The 15,824-nt window shown below is 68.6% G+C and carries 21 protein-coding genes; 16 read left to right on the plus strand and 5 right to left on the minus strand.

Annotated features, from left to right (window positions below):
• The first annotated feature begins 25 nt into the window (after positions 1-25).
• The 12 genes from R0232_RS24905 to R0232_RS24960 are packed head-to-tail and all read left to right on the plus strand — an operon-like array spanning position 26 to position 6,019.
• Positions 26-556, plus strand: coding sequence for a nuclease domain-containing protein (locus R0232_RS24905; protein ID WP_431509782.1), 531 nt, complete (start codon positions 26-28; stop codon positions 554-556).
• Positions 553-858 carry a hypothetical protein gene (locus R0232_RS24910; RefSeq protein WP_431509783.1) on the plus strand — a complete coding sequence of 102 codons (306 nt, stop codon included), beginning with the start codon at positions 553-555 and terminating at the stop codon, positions 856-858. Before R0232_RS24905 ends, R0232_RS24910 begins: the two co-directional genes overlap by 4 nt.
• Positions 851-1,201 (plus strand): hypothetical protein, encoded by a 351-nt coding sequence (locus tag R0232_RS24915; RefSeq protein WP_431509784.1) that lies wholly within the window; start codon positions 851-853, stop codon positions 1,199-1,201. Before R0232_RS24910 ends, R0232_RS24915 begins: the two co-directional genes overlap by 8 nt.
• Positions 1,194-1,490 carry a hypothetical protein gene (locus tag R0232_RS24920; RefSeq protein ID WP_431509785.1) on the plus strand — a complete coding sequence of 99 codons (297 nt, stop codon included), beginning with the start codon at positions 1,194-1,196 and terminating at the stop codon, positions 1,488-1,490. Before R0232_RS24915 ends, R0232_RS24920 begins: the two co-directional genes overlap by 8 nt.
• On the plus strand, positions 1,483-3,054 hold the full coding sequence (locus R0232_RS24925) for a hypothetical protein (protein WP_431509786.1): 1,572 nt from the start codon (positions 1,483-1,485) through the stop codon (positions 3,052-3,054). The genes R0232_RS24920 and R0232_RS24925 overlap by 8 nt, the downstream gene beginning before the upstream one ends.
• Positions 3,051-3,344, plus strand: coding sequence for a hypothetical protein (locus tag R0232_RS24930; RefSeq protein ID WP_431509787.1), 294 nt, complete (start codon positions 3,051-3,053; stop codon positions 3,342-3,344). The genes R0232_RS24925 and R0232_RS24930 overlap by 4 nt, the downstream gene beginning before the upstream one ends.
• A complete protein-coding gene (locus tag R0232_RS24935; protein WP_431509788.1) occupies positions 3,344-3,523 on the plus strand; it encodes a hypothetical protein in 180 nt (59 codons plus the stop codon). Before R0232_RS24930 ends, R0232_RS24935 begins: the two co-directional genes overlap by 1 nt.
• Positions 3,523-4,437: a DNA cytosine methyltransferase gene (locus tag R0232_RS24940; RefSeq protein WP_431509789.1), complete on the plus strand. Its 915-nt coding sequence runs from the start codon at positions 3,523-3,525 to the stop codon at positions 4,435-4,437. The genes R0232_RS24935 and R0232_RS24940 overlap by 1 nt, the downstream gene beginning before the upstream one ends.
• The gene (locus R0232_RS24945; RefSeq protein WP_431509790.1) at positions 4,434-4,787 is read left to right on the plus strand and encodes a hypothetical protein; all 354 of its coding nucleotides are present in this window, start codon (positions 4,434-4,436) and stop codon (positions 4,785-4,787) included. The genes R0232_RS24940 and R0232_RS24945 overlap by 4 nt, the downstream gene beginning before the upstream one ends.
• Positions 4,780-5,040, plus strand: a complete 261-nt coding sequence (locus R0232_RS24950) for a hypothetical protein (RefSeq protein ID WP_431509791.1) — start codon at positions 4,780-4,782, stop codon at positions 5,038-5,040. Before R0232_RS24945 ends, R0232_RS24950 begins: the two co-directional genes overlap by 8 nt.
• Entirely contained in the window at positions 5,030-5,743 is a 714-nt protein-coding gene (locus tag R0232_RS24955; RefSeq protein WP_431509792.1) for a hypothetical protein, read from the plus strand. Before R0232_RS24950 ends, R0232_RS24955 begins: the two co-directional genes overlap by 11 nt.
• A complete protein-coding gene (locus R0232_RS24960) occupies positions 5,744-6,019 on the plus strand; it encodes a helix-turn-helix domain-containing protein (protein ID WP_431509793.1) in 276 nt (91 codons plus the stop codon).
• Here the strand turns inward: R0232_RS24960 and R0232_RS24965 are convergent.
• Positions 5,967-7,184, minus strand: a complete 1,218-nt coding sequence (locus tag R0232_RS24965; RefSeq protein ID WP_431509794.1) for a site-specific integrase — start codon at positions 7,182-7,184, stop codon at positions 5,967-5,969. The two genes, R0232_RS24960 and R0232_RS24965, sit on opposite strands and share 53 nt — an antisense overlap.
• Positions 7,185-7,425: 241 nt before the next feature.
• Here R0232_RS24965 and R0232_RS24970 point away from each other — a divergent pair, with 241 nt between their 5' ends.
• Positions 7,426-8,034 (plus strand): DUF1697 domain-containing protein, encoded by a 609-nt coding sequence (locus tag R0232_RS24970; RefSeq protein WP_431509795.1) that lies wholly within the window; start codon positions 7,426-7,428, stop codon positions 8,032-8,034.
• Positions 8,035-8,143: 109 nt separating this feature from the next.
• Positions 8,144-10,339 (plus strand): gamma-glutamyltransferase family protein, encoded by a 2,196-nt coding sequence (locus R0232_RS24975; RefSeq protein ID WP_431509796.1) that lies wholly within the window; start codon positions 8,144-8,146, stop codon positions 10,337-10,339.
• 60 nt (positions 10,340-10,399) lie between these two features.
• On the opposite strand, the gene R0232_RS24980 is transcribed toward R0232_RS24975, so the two are convergent.
• From R0232_RS24980 to R0232_RS24995, 4 genes are all read right to left on the minus strand, one after another.
• A complete protein-coding gene (locus R0232_RS24980) occupies positions 10,400-11,131 on the minus strand; it encodes a haloacid dehalogenase type II (RefSeq protein WP_431509797.1) in 732 nt (243 codons plus the stop codon).
• Between the two features lie 7 nt (positions 11,132-11,138).
• Entirely contained in the window at positions 11,139-11,786 is a 648-nt protein-coding gene (gene eda / locus R0232_RS24985) for a bifunctional 4-hydroxy-2-oxoglutarate aldolase/2-dehydro-3-deoxy-phosphogluconate aldolase (protein ID WP_203202136.1), read from the minus strand.
• Entirely contained in the window at positions 11,777-13,615 is a 1,839-nt protein-coding gene (edd, locus tag R0232_RS24990) for a phosphogluconate dehydratase (RefSeq protein WP_431509798.1), read from the minus strand. Before edd ends, eda begins: the two co-directional genes overlap by 10 nt.
• 222 nt (positions 13,616-13,837) lie before the next feature.
• Complete coding sequence (locus R0232_RS24995) at positions 13,838-14,392, minus strand: OmpA family protein (protein WP_431509799.1); 555 nt, start codon at positions 14,390-14,392, stop codon at positions 13,838-13,840.
• A gap of 156 nt (positions 14,393-14,548) precedes the next feature.
• On the opposite strand from R0232_RS24995, the gene R0232_RS25000 reads away from it, so the two are divergent.
• Positions 14,549-15,283 (plus strand): gamma-glutamylcyclotransferase, encoded by a 735-nt coding sequence (locus R0232_RS25000; protein ID WP_057597180.1) that lies wholly within the window; start codon positions 14,549-14,551, stop codon positions 15,281-15,283.
• Positions 15,280-15,822 (plus strand): superoxide dismutase family protein, encoded by a 543-nt coding sequence (locus R0232_RS25005; protein ID WP_057597176.1) that lies wholly within the window; start codon positions 15,280-15,282, stop codon positions 15,820-15,822. The genes R0232_RS25000 and R0232_RS25005 overlap by 4 nt, the downstream gene beginning before the upstream one ends.
• Positions 15,823-15,824 lie beyond the last annotated feature (2 nt).

A 15,824-nucleotide genomic window follows, 5' to 3' on the forward strand; every position in this document is an offset into this window, starting at 1 on the left:
CGGCTTGCCAGGCCGTTTCGAAGCCATGAGCTACAGCACGCTCAAGCAGACCGGCTTCAAGCGCCCGCAGCGCGAGCGAGCCCCGCTGCCGGCCCCCACGCGCGCAACGCGCCGGGCGGTCATGGCCAACCTAACGAGCCCGGCGGCAGCAGTCCCGAAGTCCGAGCGCGGATGCAACAAGCATTTGCTGGCGATGGCGAAGGGAAAGCCTTGCCTCATCCGCAGCCCGCTCTGCAACTACGACACCGAGACGACGGTCGCCTGTCACGGCGGCGGCGTCGCCAACGGCAAGGGCATGTCATACAAGGTCAGCGACGCAATGACCTGCTGGGGATGCAGCGGCTGCAACCACTACACCGATGCGTACGGCGGTGCCACCCGGGCGCAGAAGACCGAGGCCTTCATGCTTGGGCACCTCGCGCAGGTCTGCGAGTGGCGGGCGATCGCGACTAGCACGCACGCGAGCCCCAAAGACCGCGCAGCGGCCAAGTGGGCACTCGACACCCTCAATGCGCTCGCTGCAGCGCGCAACCCATCCGAGGAGAAGAAGGCATGAGCACACCAGCACGGTTCTTCTTGCACCAGAACAAGACTTGGGCCGAGAACGCTATCGAGCACTGGCTCGAAATGGAGCCTTCGGACGAGTCGGCAGTGTTTCTCGCGGAAATCATCAACGCGCACCGATCCGAGGTTATGTCCGTCGCGCCTCGTCGCCTTCGCAGCGGGATGGTTCAACTTCGCCGCGTGATGGCGAAGGAAAAGCGCAGGTCTCGCCTGCGCGCCATCGAGATGCATCGCTACTACGGAGAGAGTCCTGTGCGCGCCCTCGCCTCTGCCACGGGAGCCCGCCATGGGTAAGCGGGAGATGCTTGAGAGGGCGGCGAAGGCTGCGGGGATCGATCTGTTCTGCTGGGACACCGAGCGCCAGGGATTCAAGAACGAAGGCGGCAAACACACGCGCTGGAACCCGCTCACCGACGACGGCGACGCTTTGCGGCTGGCTGTGAAGCTCGGCTTTACGGTCGCCATCGATGTCGATGACCCCGATGACGCCTGCACGCGCATCTTGAACAGTTTCGGCGGCGTGTTGCTGCGTCACATGCATCACGACGGCGGGGCCGAAGCAGCCACCCGTCTCGCGATCACCCGCGCCGCAGCATCCCTGACACCCGCACCCGCACAAGGAGAGAACCATGGCTGACAAACTCAAGCTCGTCGTGAGCGAAAAGCGCACGGCTCCACATCCCGCCTTGCAAGACGCGCTGTTCATGTACGCCACGTTCAGCGATGGCGTGGACGCAATCCAGATTCGCGGCTGGTCCGCCCTCTTGTCCAGGATCGAAGACGAAGTGGGCGGCGATGACTGCGAGGAATGGCTCTCCGACATGGACGACTGGCAATGCGACGCATCGGGCGACCCCACGCTGTACGAGCGCCGCCTCGATGAGTTCTGCGTCTACCGCGTCCGGGAAGGAGCTACCCATGGCTGACACCAACATCACCCTCGATTTCAAGCAAGCCGACGAGATCCTCGCCATGTTCGGCGGCGAGCCGGGCGAGGTCACACTCATACTCGGCGATGGGCACAGCGGGCGCGGCCTTTACGCGCACTACAGCGACTATCCCGAAGAAGGCGCCGAGTTCCTGGGCGTGAGCGACGAGGAAGCAATGCCCGTTGCTGATGCGGCCAATCCCGCCCTCCAGACCGTGAAGCCGCAGGCCGGCGAGGTGGTGACCGGAGGCGATGCGGCATGGCAGATGGAGATGGCTCACCGCCAACTCGACCGCATGGGCATCCCGCGCGCAGACGACGAGTGCTACTTGTCGGCCTGGGGGCGCTTCAGCCTCGCGTTCCAACAGATCGCAGGCCTGCGCATCACCATTCCGCTGAACGGCCCCGCAAGGTTCGACCCTGCCGCCCCGGCGCAGGCCGCTATCGATGCGGGCGAGCAGGAGGCGAAGATTCCGAAGGGTTGGCGCATCGCGTGGGAGCCTCGCAACGTGCTCGCCCTCCGCCGGGAAGGGACTGCACAGCCGTATCGCTTCTCCCCCGGCGAGGTGGTCCATAGTTTGCTGCTTGATCTGCTGGGCGGTTGCCCCGAGTGCGGCGGCCGACTGGAGTTCGAGGAAGGCGAGGCGTGGGAAGGCGCGAGCATCGGGTGCATCGCCTGTGGCACCGCCCTCGCCTCGCGCGATGCCGCCCCGGCACCCGCTGCGGCTGGGGGATACGAGCACTACGCTGCGATTCGTGAGGGGCACCGCAATGCCGCCGAGGCTGCATGGTTCTCGGCCATCCCGAACATCGAGCCGCGACGCGCGTTTCAGGCTGGCTTCGATGCAGGCTACAACAGCCGAGACGCCGCCCTCGCACAGCCTGCGCCCGTGCAGCCTAGCGACGAAGAGATGGGCGCGCTGATGTTCAAGCTGGAGTGCTTCATCGACCACGCGACCGGCGGCAAGCTGTCGAAGTCCTCGTGGGCGCTCGAAACGTTGAAGGCCGCGGCCGACGAACACCTGCGCGCTTGCGTTGATGAAGCGCTTCGCGAGGCCGCGCCCGTGCAGCAGGAGGCGGCGGTTAAGTTCACATGCGAGGCGTGCTCAGACTCTGGGGTGGTCGTTGACACACGAGGCGTGTCGTGGCCTTGCTACAAGCACTGCGCCGCCGTCAGTGCGCCGGCGCAGCAAGAAACAGCGGCCGAGAGTCTGGATGTTTGCACGGACTCCGATAACTGTACTCGATGCAAGACCGCATCGAAGCACAGAGGCGACCTTTACCACGCGGGTATTCCTGTCGGTCGTAGCTTCGGAGCGAAACCACGGGAAGAGAAAGAGGCTCCGCTTCGCGACCGGTTGGTCGACTTGCTCGCGACCCATCTAAGCGGGACCTATCACTGCACCCGAGTGTGGTCTGCGTGGCATGTCGGGACAATGAGCGAAGATGATTTCGAGGATGTCGGCGAATCCGACACGCCCACCGAAATCGCAGACGCCATCCTCGCAGCACTCACGCCCCCGGCCGTGGCAGCACCTGCGCAAGCGGGGGAGACGAAGTGAACGCGAAACGCCGATTCATCGATGCCCCCTACGAGCAACGCTGCGAGTGGACGATCACGCTCGCCGACGGCAGCAAGGCCCAGTGCGGCCGCGCCCACACTGACGGCCAACTTTGCACCCAGCACGCCAAGATGCATGCGAAGTGGTCTTGCGAATACTGCGGTGGCAACGACGAACTGCCGCCCGATCACTGCATGGACTGCGCGCGGCCCGCAAGCGCAACGGCTTGCCAGAATGACCGCACCGCCCTCCAGGCATCGGCATCGGCAGCGAAGACGGGGGAGGTGTGATGGCTGACCCGATCCGCTGCTGCGACGGCTGCAAGCGCTCCGTTGCCGACCAATCCGAGGCCGAGGCGAAGGCCTGGGCACTCCTCGAGATCTCGAAGCGCTGGCGCTGCCCGGCCTGTGCGCGCGAGCTGGTGCAGGCGAATGCGGCGCACGCTGCGAGCCCGGGAGGTGAGGCGTGATGCGCGCAATCGACCTTTTCGCCGGTGCCGGCGGCTTCTCGACCGGCGCGCGCCAGGCCGGCTGCGAGGTGGTCTGGGCCGCCAACCACTGGCCGGCCGCCGTCGACATCCACGCGGCCAACCATCCCGAGACGGCGCACGCATGCCAAGATCTCCATCAGGCCGACTGGCGCAACGTGCCGGCGCACGACATCCTGCTGGCCTCGCCGGCATGCCAGGGCCACAGCCCGGCCCGCGGCAAGGAGAAGCCGCACCACGACGCGCAGCGCAGCACCGCGTGGGCGGTGGTGTCGGCTGCCGAGTACCACCGGCCGGCCGCCGTGGTGGTCGAGAACGTGCCCGAGTTCATGAACTGGGCGCTGTTCCCGGCCTGGGCCAGCGCAATGGGCGCCCTCGGCTATGCGCTGGCGCCGCACGTCCTCGACGCAGCCGATCACGGGGTGCCGCAGCACCGTCGCCGCATGTTCCTAGTGCTCACGCGCAGCAAGCATCCGCTGCAGCTTGAGCTCGAGCCGCAGGCCCACGTCGGCGCTGCGGAGATCATCCGCTTCGACCTGGGGAAGTGGTCCCCGGTCGACAAGCCCGGCCGCTCCGCCAAGACGCTCGCGCGTGTGGCCGCCGGCCGCGCTCGCTTCGGCCATCGCTTCGTCATGCCCTACTATGGCAGCGGCTCTGGGCTCACCGGTAGGTGCCTGTCGCGCCCGCTGGGCACCATCACCACGCGCGCACGGTGGGCCGTGGTCGACGGCGATCGCATGCGGATGCTGATCACGGATGAAGAGCGGGCCGCGATGGGCTTCCCGGCCGACTACAAGCTACCGGCCAACCCGCGCGAGGCCACGCACATGCTCGGCAATGCGGTGCCCCCGCCAATGGCTTGCCGCGTCATCAGAGCGATCAGGGAGGCCGCATGACCGCCCCCGCCTTCGAGGAAGTGCCGATGCCTCCCAGCCGGCAGCAGACGATCATCGACCTCTTCTACACCGAGCGCGGGCCCTGTTGCGCTGGCTGCGACCACTGGAGCCACGCCAACAGCCTCGCGGGGGAGTGCCGGCGCGGTCCGCCGGTGCCGGCCGAGCAGCGCTTCCAGATGCTCGGCATCACGGGTCACAGCCTGCGCCGCAACGTCGGAGCGGGCCACGTCATGACCCTGCGCGACCACCACTGCGGCGAGTTCGTGGACACCTTCGATTGGTCCACCCTGCCGCCCGACTACCTGCGCCGCATCGGACGGGCGCTCAAGAAGGAGAACGGCGATGCGTGAACTGATCACACGCTTCAAGGCTTGGCGAGAACGCAGGTACTGGCAGAAGCGCCACCTGCAATTCATCCGCAAGAACGTGATGCTGGACTGGCGCTGGCTGGCCGTCGATCCCGTCGGCAAGGCCATCACCGACCGCTACGAGAAGCTGACCGCCTCCGATTGGTACAAGCTCGACCACGAGCCCATCGAGCAGTTTCGGAAGCGCATCGGCATGGAGCCGAACTACAAGAAGGACCCCTCCCATGACCACTGACATCCACGCCGCCACCCAGGCGCCGCCGCTCGCGGACATCGTTCATGACCTGCGCGGGCTGCACGCTCAGGCCACGCCGGGCGTTTGGAGCAAGGGTCAGACGACCCACCACACCGTTAGTCGCGTCGACGGCCTGCCACCCTACCGGATTGCCGAGTTCCACCATGCCAAGGACGCATCGTTTTGCGACGCAGCGCACATGTTCTTGCCCACCATCCTCGCAGCCCTTGAGGCACGGGACGCAGAGATTGCGGCGCTCACCAAGGAACGTGACGATGCCCGCAGAGCGAAGACGGGGCACTTCTCGCCGGCCTATCTGCTGGAGAACGCTCGGCGCCTCGCCGCACCCGAGTACGCAATGATGCCGAACTGGGCGCTCGCTACGCAGATCTTCGCCGTGGGCAGCACAACCGCACACGCCATCTGCCGCGAGAACGGGATCGACCCCGATTCGAAGTCGGCCCATGAAGCCGTCACCGTTGACGCCACCCCAGCACCGCCCACCTTCCTCTGGCGCGAGCCACAGCGCATCGCTCGGCAGATCAGGGAGGGGACGACCCAAGAGCAACGCATCGCCAAGGCCCAGGCCGAAGTCGCATCATGGCCGCCCGAGAAGCTCAGGAGCATGCAACTCCAGGGCGAGGACTCCTACAAAACGAAGGCGACCCGGGGCGACGGGAAAGAGGGGAGGGGGGTGAAGTAGATGGCGAGCGAAACGATCGATTCCGAGGAATGCGCAGAGATCCTGCGCTGCACAGCAGAGCGCGTCGAAGAGATGGCCAGGGCCGGCGACATCCCAGGCCTAAAGATTGGGCGCAACTGGCTGTTTGTGCGCTCCGACCTGCTTGCCTACTTGGCCGAGAAGGCCCGCGAAGAGGCGCAGGCGCGACGCTTGAAGCGCAGCCCGCACGCGCCTGTGCCGCTAGCTAGGCCGCGCCGCCAGACGCCCCCGGTGCTGCCGGTGCCTTTCCAGCGGTAGACCACATGCGTTCGGCCAGGTCGCTCCCGCGGAAGCTGGCGTAGCGCTGCGCCATGGTGCTGTTGGATGACCAGCCCATGATCCGGTTCACCTCCTCGAGCCGGAACATCCAGTTGCCCGAGGCGTCGCGCATCTCGAGCCACCGGCACGTTGCCTCGTGCCTGAGATCATGCTCGCGCAGGTCTTCGCACTTCGCGTATTCGAACGCGGACTTGAACCTGGCCGAGAGTCGCTGCGAAACCTTCGTGAGCGTGAGGCCCTGCTCTTCTTCGATGAAAGGGAACAAGAGGGCGGCCGGGAGCATCGCTCGGGTCGACAGGTAGCGCGTCAGGGCGGCGTGCACCTCCTGGCGCATCGGCACGTCGCGATAGACCACCTTCCCTCTCCACTGCTTCGAGCTCTGCACGCGCATCACCTTGGCATCGAGGTCGATCTGCTGGCGACGCAGCGTGTAGGCCTCGCGCAAGCGAAGGCCCGAATACACGATCAGCACGAACATGGTGAGCAACGCATTGCCGCCCGGCAGCAGCAGACCGCGCTCTCGATCATCGCGCTGCTTGCCGGACAAGGCCGCGATGATTCGCTCCTCCTCGCCGCGGTGTAGTCGGCGGTCGCGCTCTACGTCCTCTTTGACCTTCTTTCCGGCCTCAAGGGCGAGCTTGCGGTCGACATCGGTATAGGTGCTGTAACCCTTCGGCAGCAGGCGCACAGGGTTCTGGACCACGAGCTTGGGATTGCGTCGAGCGAACTCATCGATGGCCCTGCCAAGGGCCTGCACGCGGTGGCGGATTGAGTTCGGCGCCAAGTTGTTGGCCACCTTGAGCCGTTGGACGTAGCCGGCAAGCCATGCGTAGTCGGCATCCACCAGCTTCACCGCACCCACTTCGGAGATCAGTGAGCCCAGCGCAGAGTACTGCGACGGCGCGGCCAGTCCGCTGTTCGACCACTCGCGCACCACGAGCCCCAGAGAATGATTCGCGCCTGTCGGCCGCAGCAGCTCGGCGGGAGGCTGAAGGCCGCCCATTTTCATGGTCTTCCACTGCTCGCCGAAGGCGTTGGCCTGCTCTTCAGTTTCGAACGTGAAATACTTTCGACCATTGGGAAGAGACGGATGGCGCACCCCAATTTCCCACATCCCCGATGGTTTTTGCCGCGCCTTCGCCATTGAATTCCCCGTCTCAATCGGACGGCTATTCTATCGACCAAGCGGCGGCTCAAACGCCAAATTTCGGCGGCTGGCTTAGGGTTGAGCGCCCACTTTGAACGGCCGAATCCCAACGGCATTTACCTAAGTTCTTGATTTTTCTATGTTTTCTTCATATCCGAGAAATACCATGAATGGCTACAAGATCGAATTGATCCAGCGCGCCGAGCAAGCGGCCGGCGGCGGACTTCGCTGATCGGCGATGGCCACCGGCGCCGCGAAGAAGAAACCGGCCGCGAAAAAGGCCGGTGCCAAGGCCAGCAAGAAAGCCGGCAGCAAGGCCGTGCGCCATGTCGCGCTGCTGCGCGGCGTCAACGTCAACGGCATCACGATCCGCAGCGCCGAGCTGCAGGCGCTGTTCGTCGAGCTCGGCTTCGGCGCGGTGCGCACCGTGCTCGCGAGCGGCAACGTGCTGTTCGACACCGACGAGACCGACACCGCCGCGCTGCGCCAACACATCGAGCAGGCGCTGCGCGAGCGCTTCGGCTACGAGGCCTGGATCGTGCTGCTCGCACAGGCCACGGTGGCGCGCATGGCCGCGGGCTATCCCTTCGAACGCGTCGACGAGGAACGCCATCCGTACATCGTGTTCGGCTCCGATCCCGCGATGCTCGACGAGGTGATGGCCAAGGCCGAGGAACTCGAGACGTACACCGACCGACTGCAGCGCGGCGACGGCGTGCTCTATTGGGAGCTGCCGCGCGGCGAGAGCACCGACACGCCGGTGGCAAAGCTGCTCGCGAAGACGCGCTACAAGTCGAGCACCACCACGCGCAACCTGCGCACGGTCGAGAAGCTGATCGCGGGTTGAGCCGCCCAGGGGCCACGGCATAGGGGCAATCGCCCCTGCGCAAGGCACGGGATTTGCAATAGATTGAAAGGCCGACCGACGCGTCGGCCTTTTTCATTCGAGCGCCACGATGCACCCCTCCAGAATCATTCCAACAGTCCTGCTCGCCGTGACCGCGGCGACGCTTTCCGCCTGCGGCGGCGGCTCCAGCGGCGGCTTCGCCGCGCTTCCCATCGGCAGCGCGCCGCCGCCACCTTCCGCGCCCCCGCCGGCCCCGCCCGGCGCGCGCTTCGATCCCGCGCTGTGCGTGCAGCAGGCCGGCACGCCGCACGGCCAGACGGCCGGCATCAGCGGCACCAGCCTGATGGTGACCTCGGCCCACTACGAAGCCTCGAAGGCTGGCTGCAAGGTGCTGGCCACCGGCGGCAGCGCGATCGACGCAGCCATCGCGGTGCAGGCGGTGCTCGGCACGGCCGAGCCCTTCGCCTCGGGCCTCGGCGGCGGCACGCTGATCACCTACTACGACGCGGCCACCCGGGCCGTGCGCACCTTCGACGGCCTCTCGGCCGCGCCCGCGGCCACCGGCGGCGCGACCACGCTCTACCAAGCCGTGGCGCAGGACGTGTCGAGCGCCGCGCCCTACAACGTCTGCAAGAGCGGCCTCGCGGCCGGCGCGAGCATCTCCTCGCAGCAGGGCAACACCAACATCTCGGCGCGCGCGGTCGGCATTCCCGGCACGGTGGCGGTGCTCGACCTGGTGCACCGCGCCTACGGCCGCAAGGCCTGGAACGCCCTGTGGGACGACGCGATCGCGCTGGCCGAGAACGGTTTCCCGATGACCAGGTACATGTACTCGACGCTCTATGCCGACAGCGCCGAGTTCGACGACGACGGCAACCCGGTGGACGCCGGCAGCGGCGTGCCGGCCTGGGTCAACTCGGCCGGCACGGTGCGCGGGGCGGCGCGCTGCAAGTATCCCGACATCGCGAAGCGCTACTGCGACCCGGCCGACGCCACGATGCAGAAGCCGCTGCCGATCGGCACGCTCATCAAGAACCCCGAGCTCGCCCAGACCATGAAGCTGGTGCGCGACGGCGGCAGCGCGGCCTTCTACGATCCGGCCCGGCCCACGGTGCAGGCGATCGTGCAGCGCACCACCGCCGGCAGCCTGCCCTGCCGCTCGGTCCTGCCGACCGCGGGCACGCCCGCCAGGCCGGCGGTGGCGACCACCATCGCCTCGATCCCGAGCCTGATGCAGCCGACCGACTTCGCGGCCTACCAGGCGGTGGAGCGCAAGCCACTCGTGGGCACGCGCTTCGGCACCACGATCTACACCCAGCCCGCACCCTCGTTCGGCGGCTTCGTCACGCTCTATTCGCTCGGCATCCTCGAGCGCAAGAAGCTGCAGGACGAGAAGGCGCTCGACACGCCGCGCTTCGTCTACTACGCCGCGGAGGCGAGCCGGCTCGCCAACGTCGACCGGCGCGCCGTGATCGGCGACCCCGCCTGGTCGAACGTCAACGCGCGCGCCTCGGTGCTGCTGAGCGAGGCCGAGCTCGACCGCCGCGCGGCGCAGATCGGCGACAAGGCCTTCGACACCGCACCCGCGGGCAACATCGGCAGCTTCGTGGCGGCTGACCCGGCGGGCTACGACACCATGGCCGCGCTCGGCAAGGGACGCGCCGCCGCGCCGGCCACTCGGCTGGCGCAGGCTCGCCCCACGGCGCGCGACGAGGACTGGAACACCACCAGCAACGTGGCGGTGGTCGATGGCTACGGCAACGCGCTGTCGATGACGACCACGATCAACACGCACTGGGGGGCGCACATGGAAGCGGCCGGCATCATGCTCAACGACGTGATGTCGAACTTCTCCGCCGGCTCGAGCGCGCCGCCGAGCACGGGCTCGGACGTCAACGGCTACCAGGGCACGAAGCGGCCGCGCACCTCGATCGCACCCGCGATCGCCTTCGATGCCGAGGGCCGGCTGCGGCTGGTCTGGGGGTCGGCGGGCGGCGGCCCGATCCCCGACTACATCGTCAAGAGCTTCATGGGCCACGTGGTCTACGGCCTCGACCTGCAGGCCGCGATCAACGCGCCCAACTTCACGGGCCAGAACGGTGTGGCCGAACTCGAGGCCGGCTCGGCGCTGGCGCCGCTGGCCGACAGCCTGCGCGCGAGCTACGGCTACGACACCGACACCCTGCGCGTGACGGGCCTGCTCAGCGGCCTGAGCGGCATCGCGGTGACGCGCGACGCGAACGGCCGCGCGGTCTACAGCGGCGCGGCCGACAACCGGCGTTCGGGCGCCGCCTTCGGCTACTGAGCCCGCGCGGCGCACACGAAGAAAAGCCTGGCGGTGCCAGGCTTTTTCGTGTGGCGCGGATCAGCAGCCGAGCAACTCGGCCAGCTCGAGAATGTCGCGCGCATGCAGGTTGTTGGCCGCCACCGGCGTCACGTCCTTGGGCTGGGCGCGGCCGAACTCGAAGGGCCGCTCGATGTAGCCGGTCTTGAGGCCGCAGGCGCGCGCGGCCGCGAGGTCGTCGTGGTGCGCGGCCGCCAGCATCACCTGGCCCGGCGTGGCGTCGAACACGCCGGCCACGCCGAGGTAGGTGCGCGGGTCGGGCTTGTAGGCCTTGAAGACCTCGGCCGAGAGGACGCAGTCCCAGGGCAGGCCCGCGCGCTTGGCCATCTCGGTCAGCAGGCCGATGTTGCCGTTCGACAGCGAGCAGATGGTGAACTTGCGCTTGAGGCGCGTGAGCCCTTCCACCGCATCGGGCCAGGCCGGCAGCCGGTGCCAGGCGCGGCTGAGTTCGCGCCGCGCGGATGCGTCGAGGCGGTCGCTGAGGCCGAAGTCGCGCAGCACCTGCTCGAGCATGCTCAGGTGCAGCTCGTCGAGCAGGGTGAAGCCGCCCTCGCCCGCGGCGATGCGCTCCATCACCTGCTTCATCGCGGGCTGGTAGCCGGCGCGCCAGGCCAGCGCGAAGGTCGCGCCGTCGACGCCCGGCAGGGCCTGCTCGGCCTCGGCGGCGATGCCGCTGTGCCAGTCGACCACGGTGCCGAAGACGTCGAAGGCCACGACCTTGAGGTCGCTGGCGTCGAAATCCGCGTTGCCCACGGCGGCCTCAGCGCGAAAGCTGGCTCGCGGCGCGCGCGAGCTGTTCGATGCGGGCCCAGTCGCCGTCGCGGATGGCGTCGGTCGGCACGATCCACGAGCCGCCCACGCAGGCCACGTTCGACAGCGCGAGGAACTCGGCCGCGTTGCCCGCATGGATGCCGCCCGTGGGGCAGAAGACGACATCGCCGAACGGACCCTGCCAGGCCTTGAGCATCGGCAGGCCGCCGGCCTGCAGCGCGGGGAAGAACTTGAGCTGGGTGTAGCCGTCTTCCTGCGCCGACATGATCTCGCTGCCGGTGGCCACGCCGGGCAACAGCGGCAGGCCGAGGTCGTGGCAGGCCTTGCCGACCGCGCGCGTGTAGCCCGGGCTCACGCCGAACTTCGCGCCGGCCAGCGCCGAGGCCTGGGCATCGGCCGCGCTGCGGATGGTGCCCGCGCCGGCCACGGCCTCGGGCACTTCCTTGGCGATGATCTCGATGCATTCGAGCGCCTGCGGCGTGCGCAGCGTCACCTCGAGCATGCGGATGCCGCCGGCGACCAGCGCGCGCGCGAGCGGCACGGCGTGCTTCACGTCGTTGAGCACGATCACCGGGATCACCGGCGCGTCGCGCATCACGTCGAGGGAAGTCAGTGCGTTCTTGTCGTTTACAGCCATGAGCAGGCTCCTTCTTCAGCAGTCAATGCATTGCGCCGCATGCCGGCGAACAGTTCGCGCCCCAGGCCGTGGCCGTCGGCGAAGCGCTGGGCCTCCGACAGCGTGGCGACCTCGCGCTCGGCCCACTCGTCGGCGGGCAGCAGGACCTCGAGCGTACCCGCGACCGCGTCCAGGCGTATGACGTCGCCGTCGCGCACCTTGGCCAGCGGCCCGCCCGCGGCCGCCTCGGGCGACACGTGGATGGCGGCCGGTATCTTGCCCGAGGCGCCGCTCATGCGGCCGTCGGTGACCAGCGCCACGCGGAATCCCTTGCCCTGCAGCACCGACAGCGGCGGCGTGAGCTTGTGCAGCTCGGGCATGCCGTTGGCCTGCGGGCCCTGCCAGCGCACCACGCAGACCACGTCGCGCTCGAGCTCGCCGGCCGTGAAGGCTTTCTGCAGCGCGGCCTGCGAATCGAACACCCGCGCGGGCGCCTCGACCACATGGCGGTCGTCGGGCACCGACGAGACCTTGATGACGCTGCGGCCGAGGTTGCCGCTCAGCAGCTTCAGGCCGCCGGTGGCGCTGAAGGGCGCGGCGGCGGGCCGCGTGACGGCATCGTTCTGCAGCGCGGCGGCCGGCGTCCAGCGCAGGCGCTTGGCATCGGCCTCGCCCTCGAGCGACGGCACGCCGGCGAATTCGCGGATGCCGCCCGAGCGCACCGTCAGCACATCGGCATGCATCAGGCCGGCCTCGACCAGCTCGCCGATCACGAAGCCGGGGCCGCCCGAGGCCTGGAACTCGTTCACGTCGGCGCTGCCGTTGGGGTACACGCGCGTGAGCAGCGGCACCACGTCCGACAGCTTCGAGAAATCGTCCCAGTCGATCACGATGCCCGCGGCGCGCGCCACGGCCACCCAGTGGATCAGGTGGTTGGTGGAGCCGCCGGTGGCGAGCAGCGCGGCCATGGCGTTGACGATGCAGCGCTCGTCGACCATCTCGCCGATGGGCGGGCACTGGAAGGCGGCTTCGCCGGCCTTGCCCAGCACCGTGCGCACGGCCTCGCGCGTGAGCGTCTCGCGCATCGCGTCGCCCGGTTGCACGAAGGCCGTGCCGGGCACGTGCAGGCCCATGGCCTCGAGCAGCATCTGGTTGCTGTTGGCGGTGCCGTAGAAGGTGCAGGTGCCGAGCGTGTGATAGGCGGCCATCTCGGCCTCGAGCAGGCCCTGGCGGCCCACGAGCCCCTGCGCGGCCTGCTCGCGCACCTTCGACTTCGCGTTGTTCGACAGGCCCGAGGGCATCGGGCCCGCGGGCACGAACACGGTGGGCAGGTGGCCGAAGTGCAGCGCGCCGATCAAGAGGCCCGGCACGATCTTGTCGCACACGCCGAGCATCAGCGCGGCATCGAACATGTCGTGCGTGAGCGCGACCGCGGTGCTCATCGCGATCAGGTCGCGGCTGAACAGGCTCAGCTCCATGCCGGGCGTGCCCTGCGTGACGCCGTCGCACATGGCGGGCACGCCGCCGGCCACCTGCGCGGTGGCGCCGAGGCGGCGCGCCTCGTGCTTGATGATGTCGGGGTAGCTCTGGTACGGCGCATGGGCCGAGAGCATGTCGTTGTAGGCGGTGACGATGCCGATGTTGGGCGCGCGCTCGGCGACCACGCGGAACTTGTCGTTGGCCGGGATGCCGGCCACGGCATGCGCCACGTTGGCGCAGCCCATGCGGTCGGAGCCGCGGTCGCGCTGCCGCAGCTCGGCGAGGCGCGCGAGGTAGGCGCCGCGCTGCGCCTTGCTGCGATCGCGGATGCGATCGGTGACGTCGAGGACGGTGGGGTGTGTGCTGCTCATGGGGATGTTGTCGGTGGCTCTGCCGATGGGGTCGCCACTGTCGCGTGGGCGACCTCGAGATGGGTTCATCGTAGCAAGGACGACGCCAGGCCTCGATGGAAATCGGGCACCGTGCCAATACGAATCCACGCCCGGATACGGATGCTTGCAAAACACCCGGACGCGGGCTCGCGCGAGCCCGCGTGGCGGCGCATTCCGCGCGCCGCGGCGGCTTGCCCGGCCTCAGTCGAGCAGCTTGACCTCGACCCGGCGCGCCTGCGCGTCGTTGCCGCTGCCGGCCGTGACGGGCGGGCGCAGCAGGTCGATCTTGTCGGCCGGCACGCCGAGGCCGACGAGCACGTCGCGCACCGTCTCGGCACGCTTCTTCGCGAGCTGTTCGTTGACCGCCGCATCGCCGGTGGTGTCGTGGAAGCCCGAGACCACCGCCTTGCGGCCGGCCTCGACGCCCTTGATGACCGCGGCCAGCGCTTCCGCGGCACCGGGCGCGAGGTCGGCACTGCCGGTGGCGAAGTAGAAGTTCACCACGCCGTTGGCGACGCGGATGCTGGCGCCGTCGGGGATCGTGACGGTGACCGTCTCGGTCACCTCGGCCACGGTGGTCTGGGTGGCTGGCGCCGCGGCCGGCACCGTGATGGCGGTTTGTGCCGTCGCGGAGGCCTTGGCGGGCGTCTTGTGCCACGCCGCGAAGCCGATCACCCCACCGACGATCAGCACCAGCAGGATCGCGATCAGCCCGAGGGCGAAATTCTGCTGGCTGTCGTCGGTGTTGTTCGTCACGCGTGCTCCGTAGGATGAAAGCGGCCGGTAAATAATGGGGTGGTCAACCATGATCAGGAAATTGTAGGCATGGGTCCTTCTCCCGACACTGTAGGCGCTGGCCCCACCTCGGGCTCGGACCCGGCGCCCAATCCCGGGCCGCCGGGTCTGGATCCGATGCCCAAGCCACTGCGCGACCCTCAGCCGATGCTCGAGCGCACCATCGCCGAATGGGGCGGCCACGAGGACCTCTGGCTGTTCGGCTACGGCTCGCTGATCTGGCGGCCCGAGTTCGATTTCATCGAGCGTCGCCCGGCCTGGGTGCGCGGCTGGCACCGCGCGCTGAAGATGTGGAGCCGCGTCAACCGCGGCAGCGTGCAGACGCCGGGCCTGGTGTTCGGCCTGCTCTCGGGCGGCAGCGTGCGCGGCATGGTGTTCCGCGTGCCGGCCGCGCAGGGCCTGGACACGCTGCGCCGGCTCTGGCTGCGCGAGATGCCCACCGGCGTCTACGACCCCAAGTGGCTGCGCTGCACCACCGCCTCGGGGCCGGTGAGCGCGCTGGCCTTCACGCTGTCGCGGCGCAGCCCCAACTTCACGGGCGAGCTCAGCGACGAGCGCTACCGCCACATCTTCGCCAATGCCGTGGGCCGCTACGGCAGCTCGCTCGACTATGCGCAGCAGACGCTCGAGGAGCTGCGCCGCCATGCGATCCACGACGTGGCGCTCGCGCGGCTGGTGGCGCTGGCCGTCCCGCCTGCCGTGGCCTCCGACACATCGACCGGGCACACTGCATCGCCGGCCCCGACCGATTGCGATGTGGTGCCGCCTCCGGTATACGTCGCAGGGTCTTCCGACAAGAAATCCTCTCAACCTTCCGGACCCTCCGGATCTCCCGACAAGGACCAACAATGAAGAACTCCTCCCGCCGCCTCGCCGGCGCCGCCACCGCCGTGCTCGCGGCCTCGCTGCTGGCCGCCTGCGGCACGCTGGGCGGCAAGCCCGCCACCACCGTCGAGCTGGTGCCCACCGGCGCGATCACGCCGAACCCGACCACGGGCACCGTCACCTTCACCGCGCTCGAGCATGGCGTGCGCGTGGCCGGCATCGTGCGCGGCCTGCCGCCGAACACCGAGCACGGCTTCCACATCCACGAGAAGGGCGACTGCGGCGACAACGGCAATGCCTCGGGCGGCCACTTCAACCCCAGCGGCGGCACGCACGGCAAGTTCGCCGCGCCGGGCAGCCATGCGGGCGAACTGCCGAGCCTGGTGGCCAACGGCGCCGGCGAGGCACGCTTCAGCGTCGAGAACCATGCGATCTCGCTGACGCCGGGCGCCGCCAACAGCGTGATCGGCCGTGCGCTGGTGGTGCACCGCGACAAGGACGACTTCACGACCCAGCCGGCCGGCAACTCGGGCCCGCGCATCGCCTGCGCGGTGATCGGCAAGTAAGA

The organism is Variovorax sp. DAIF25 (genome assembly GCF_050711835.1).
Taxonomy (GTDB): Bacteria; Pseudomonadota; Gammaproteobacteria; order Burkholderiales; family Burkholderiaceae_C; genus Variovorax.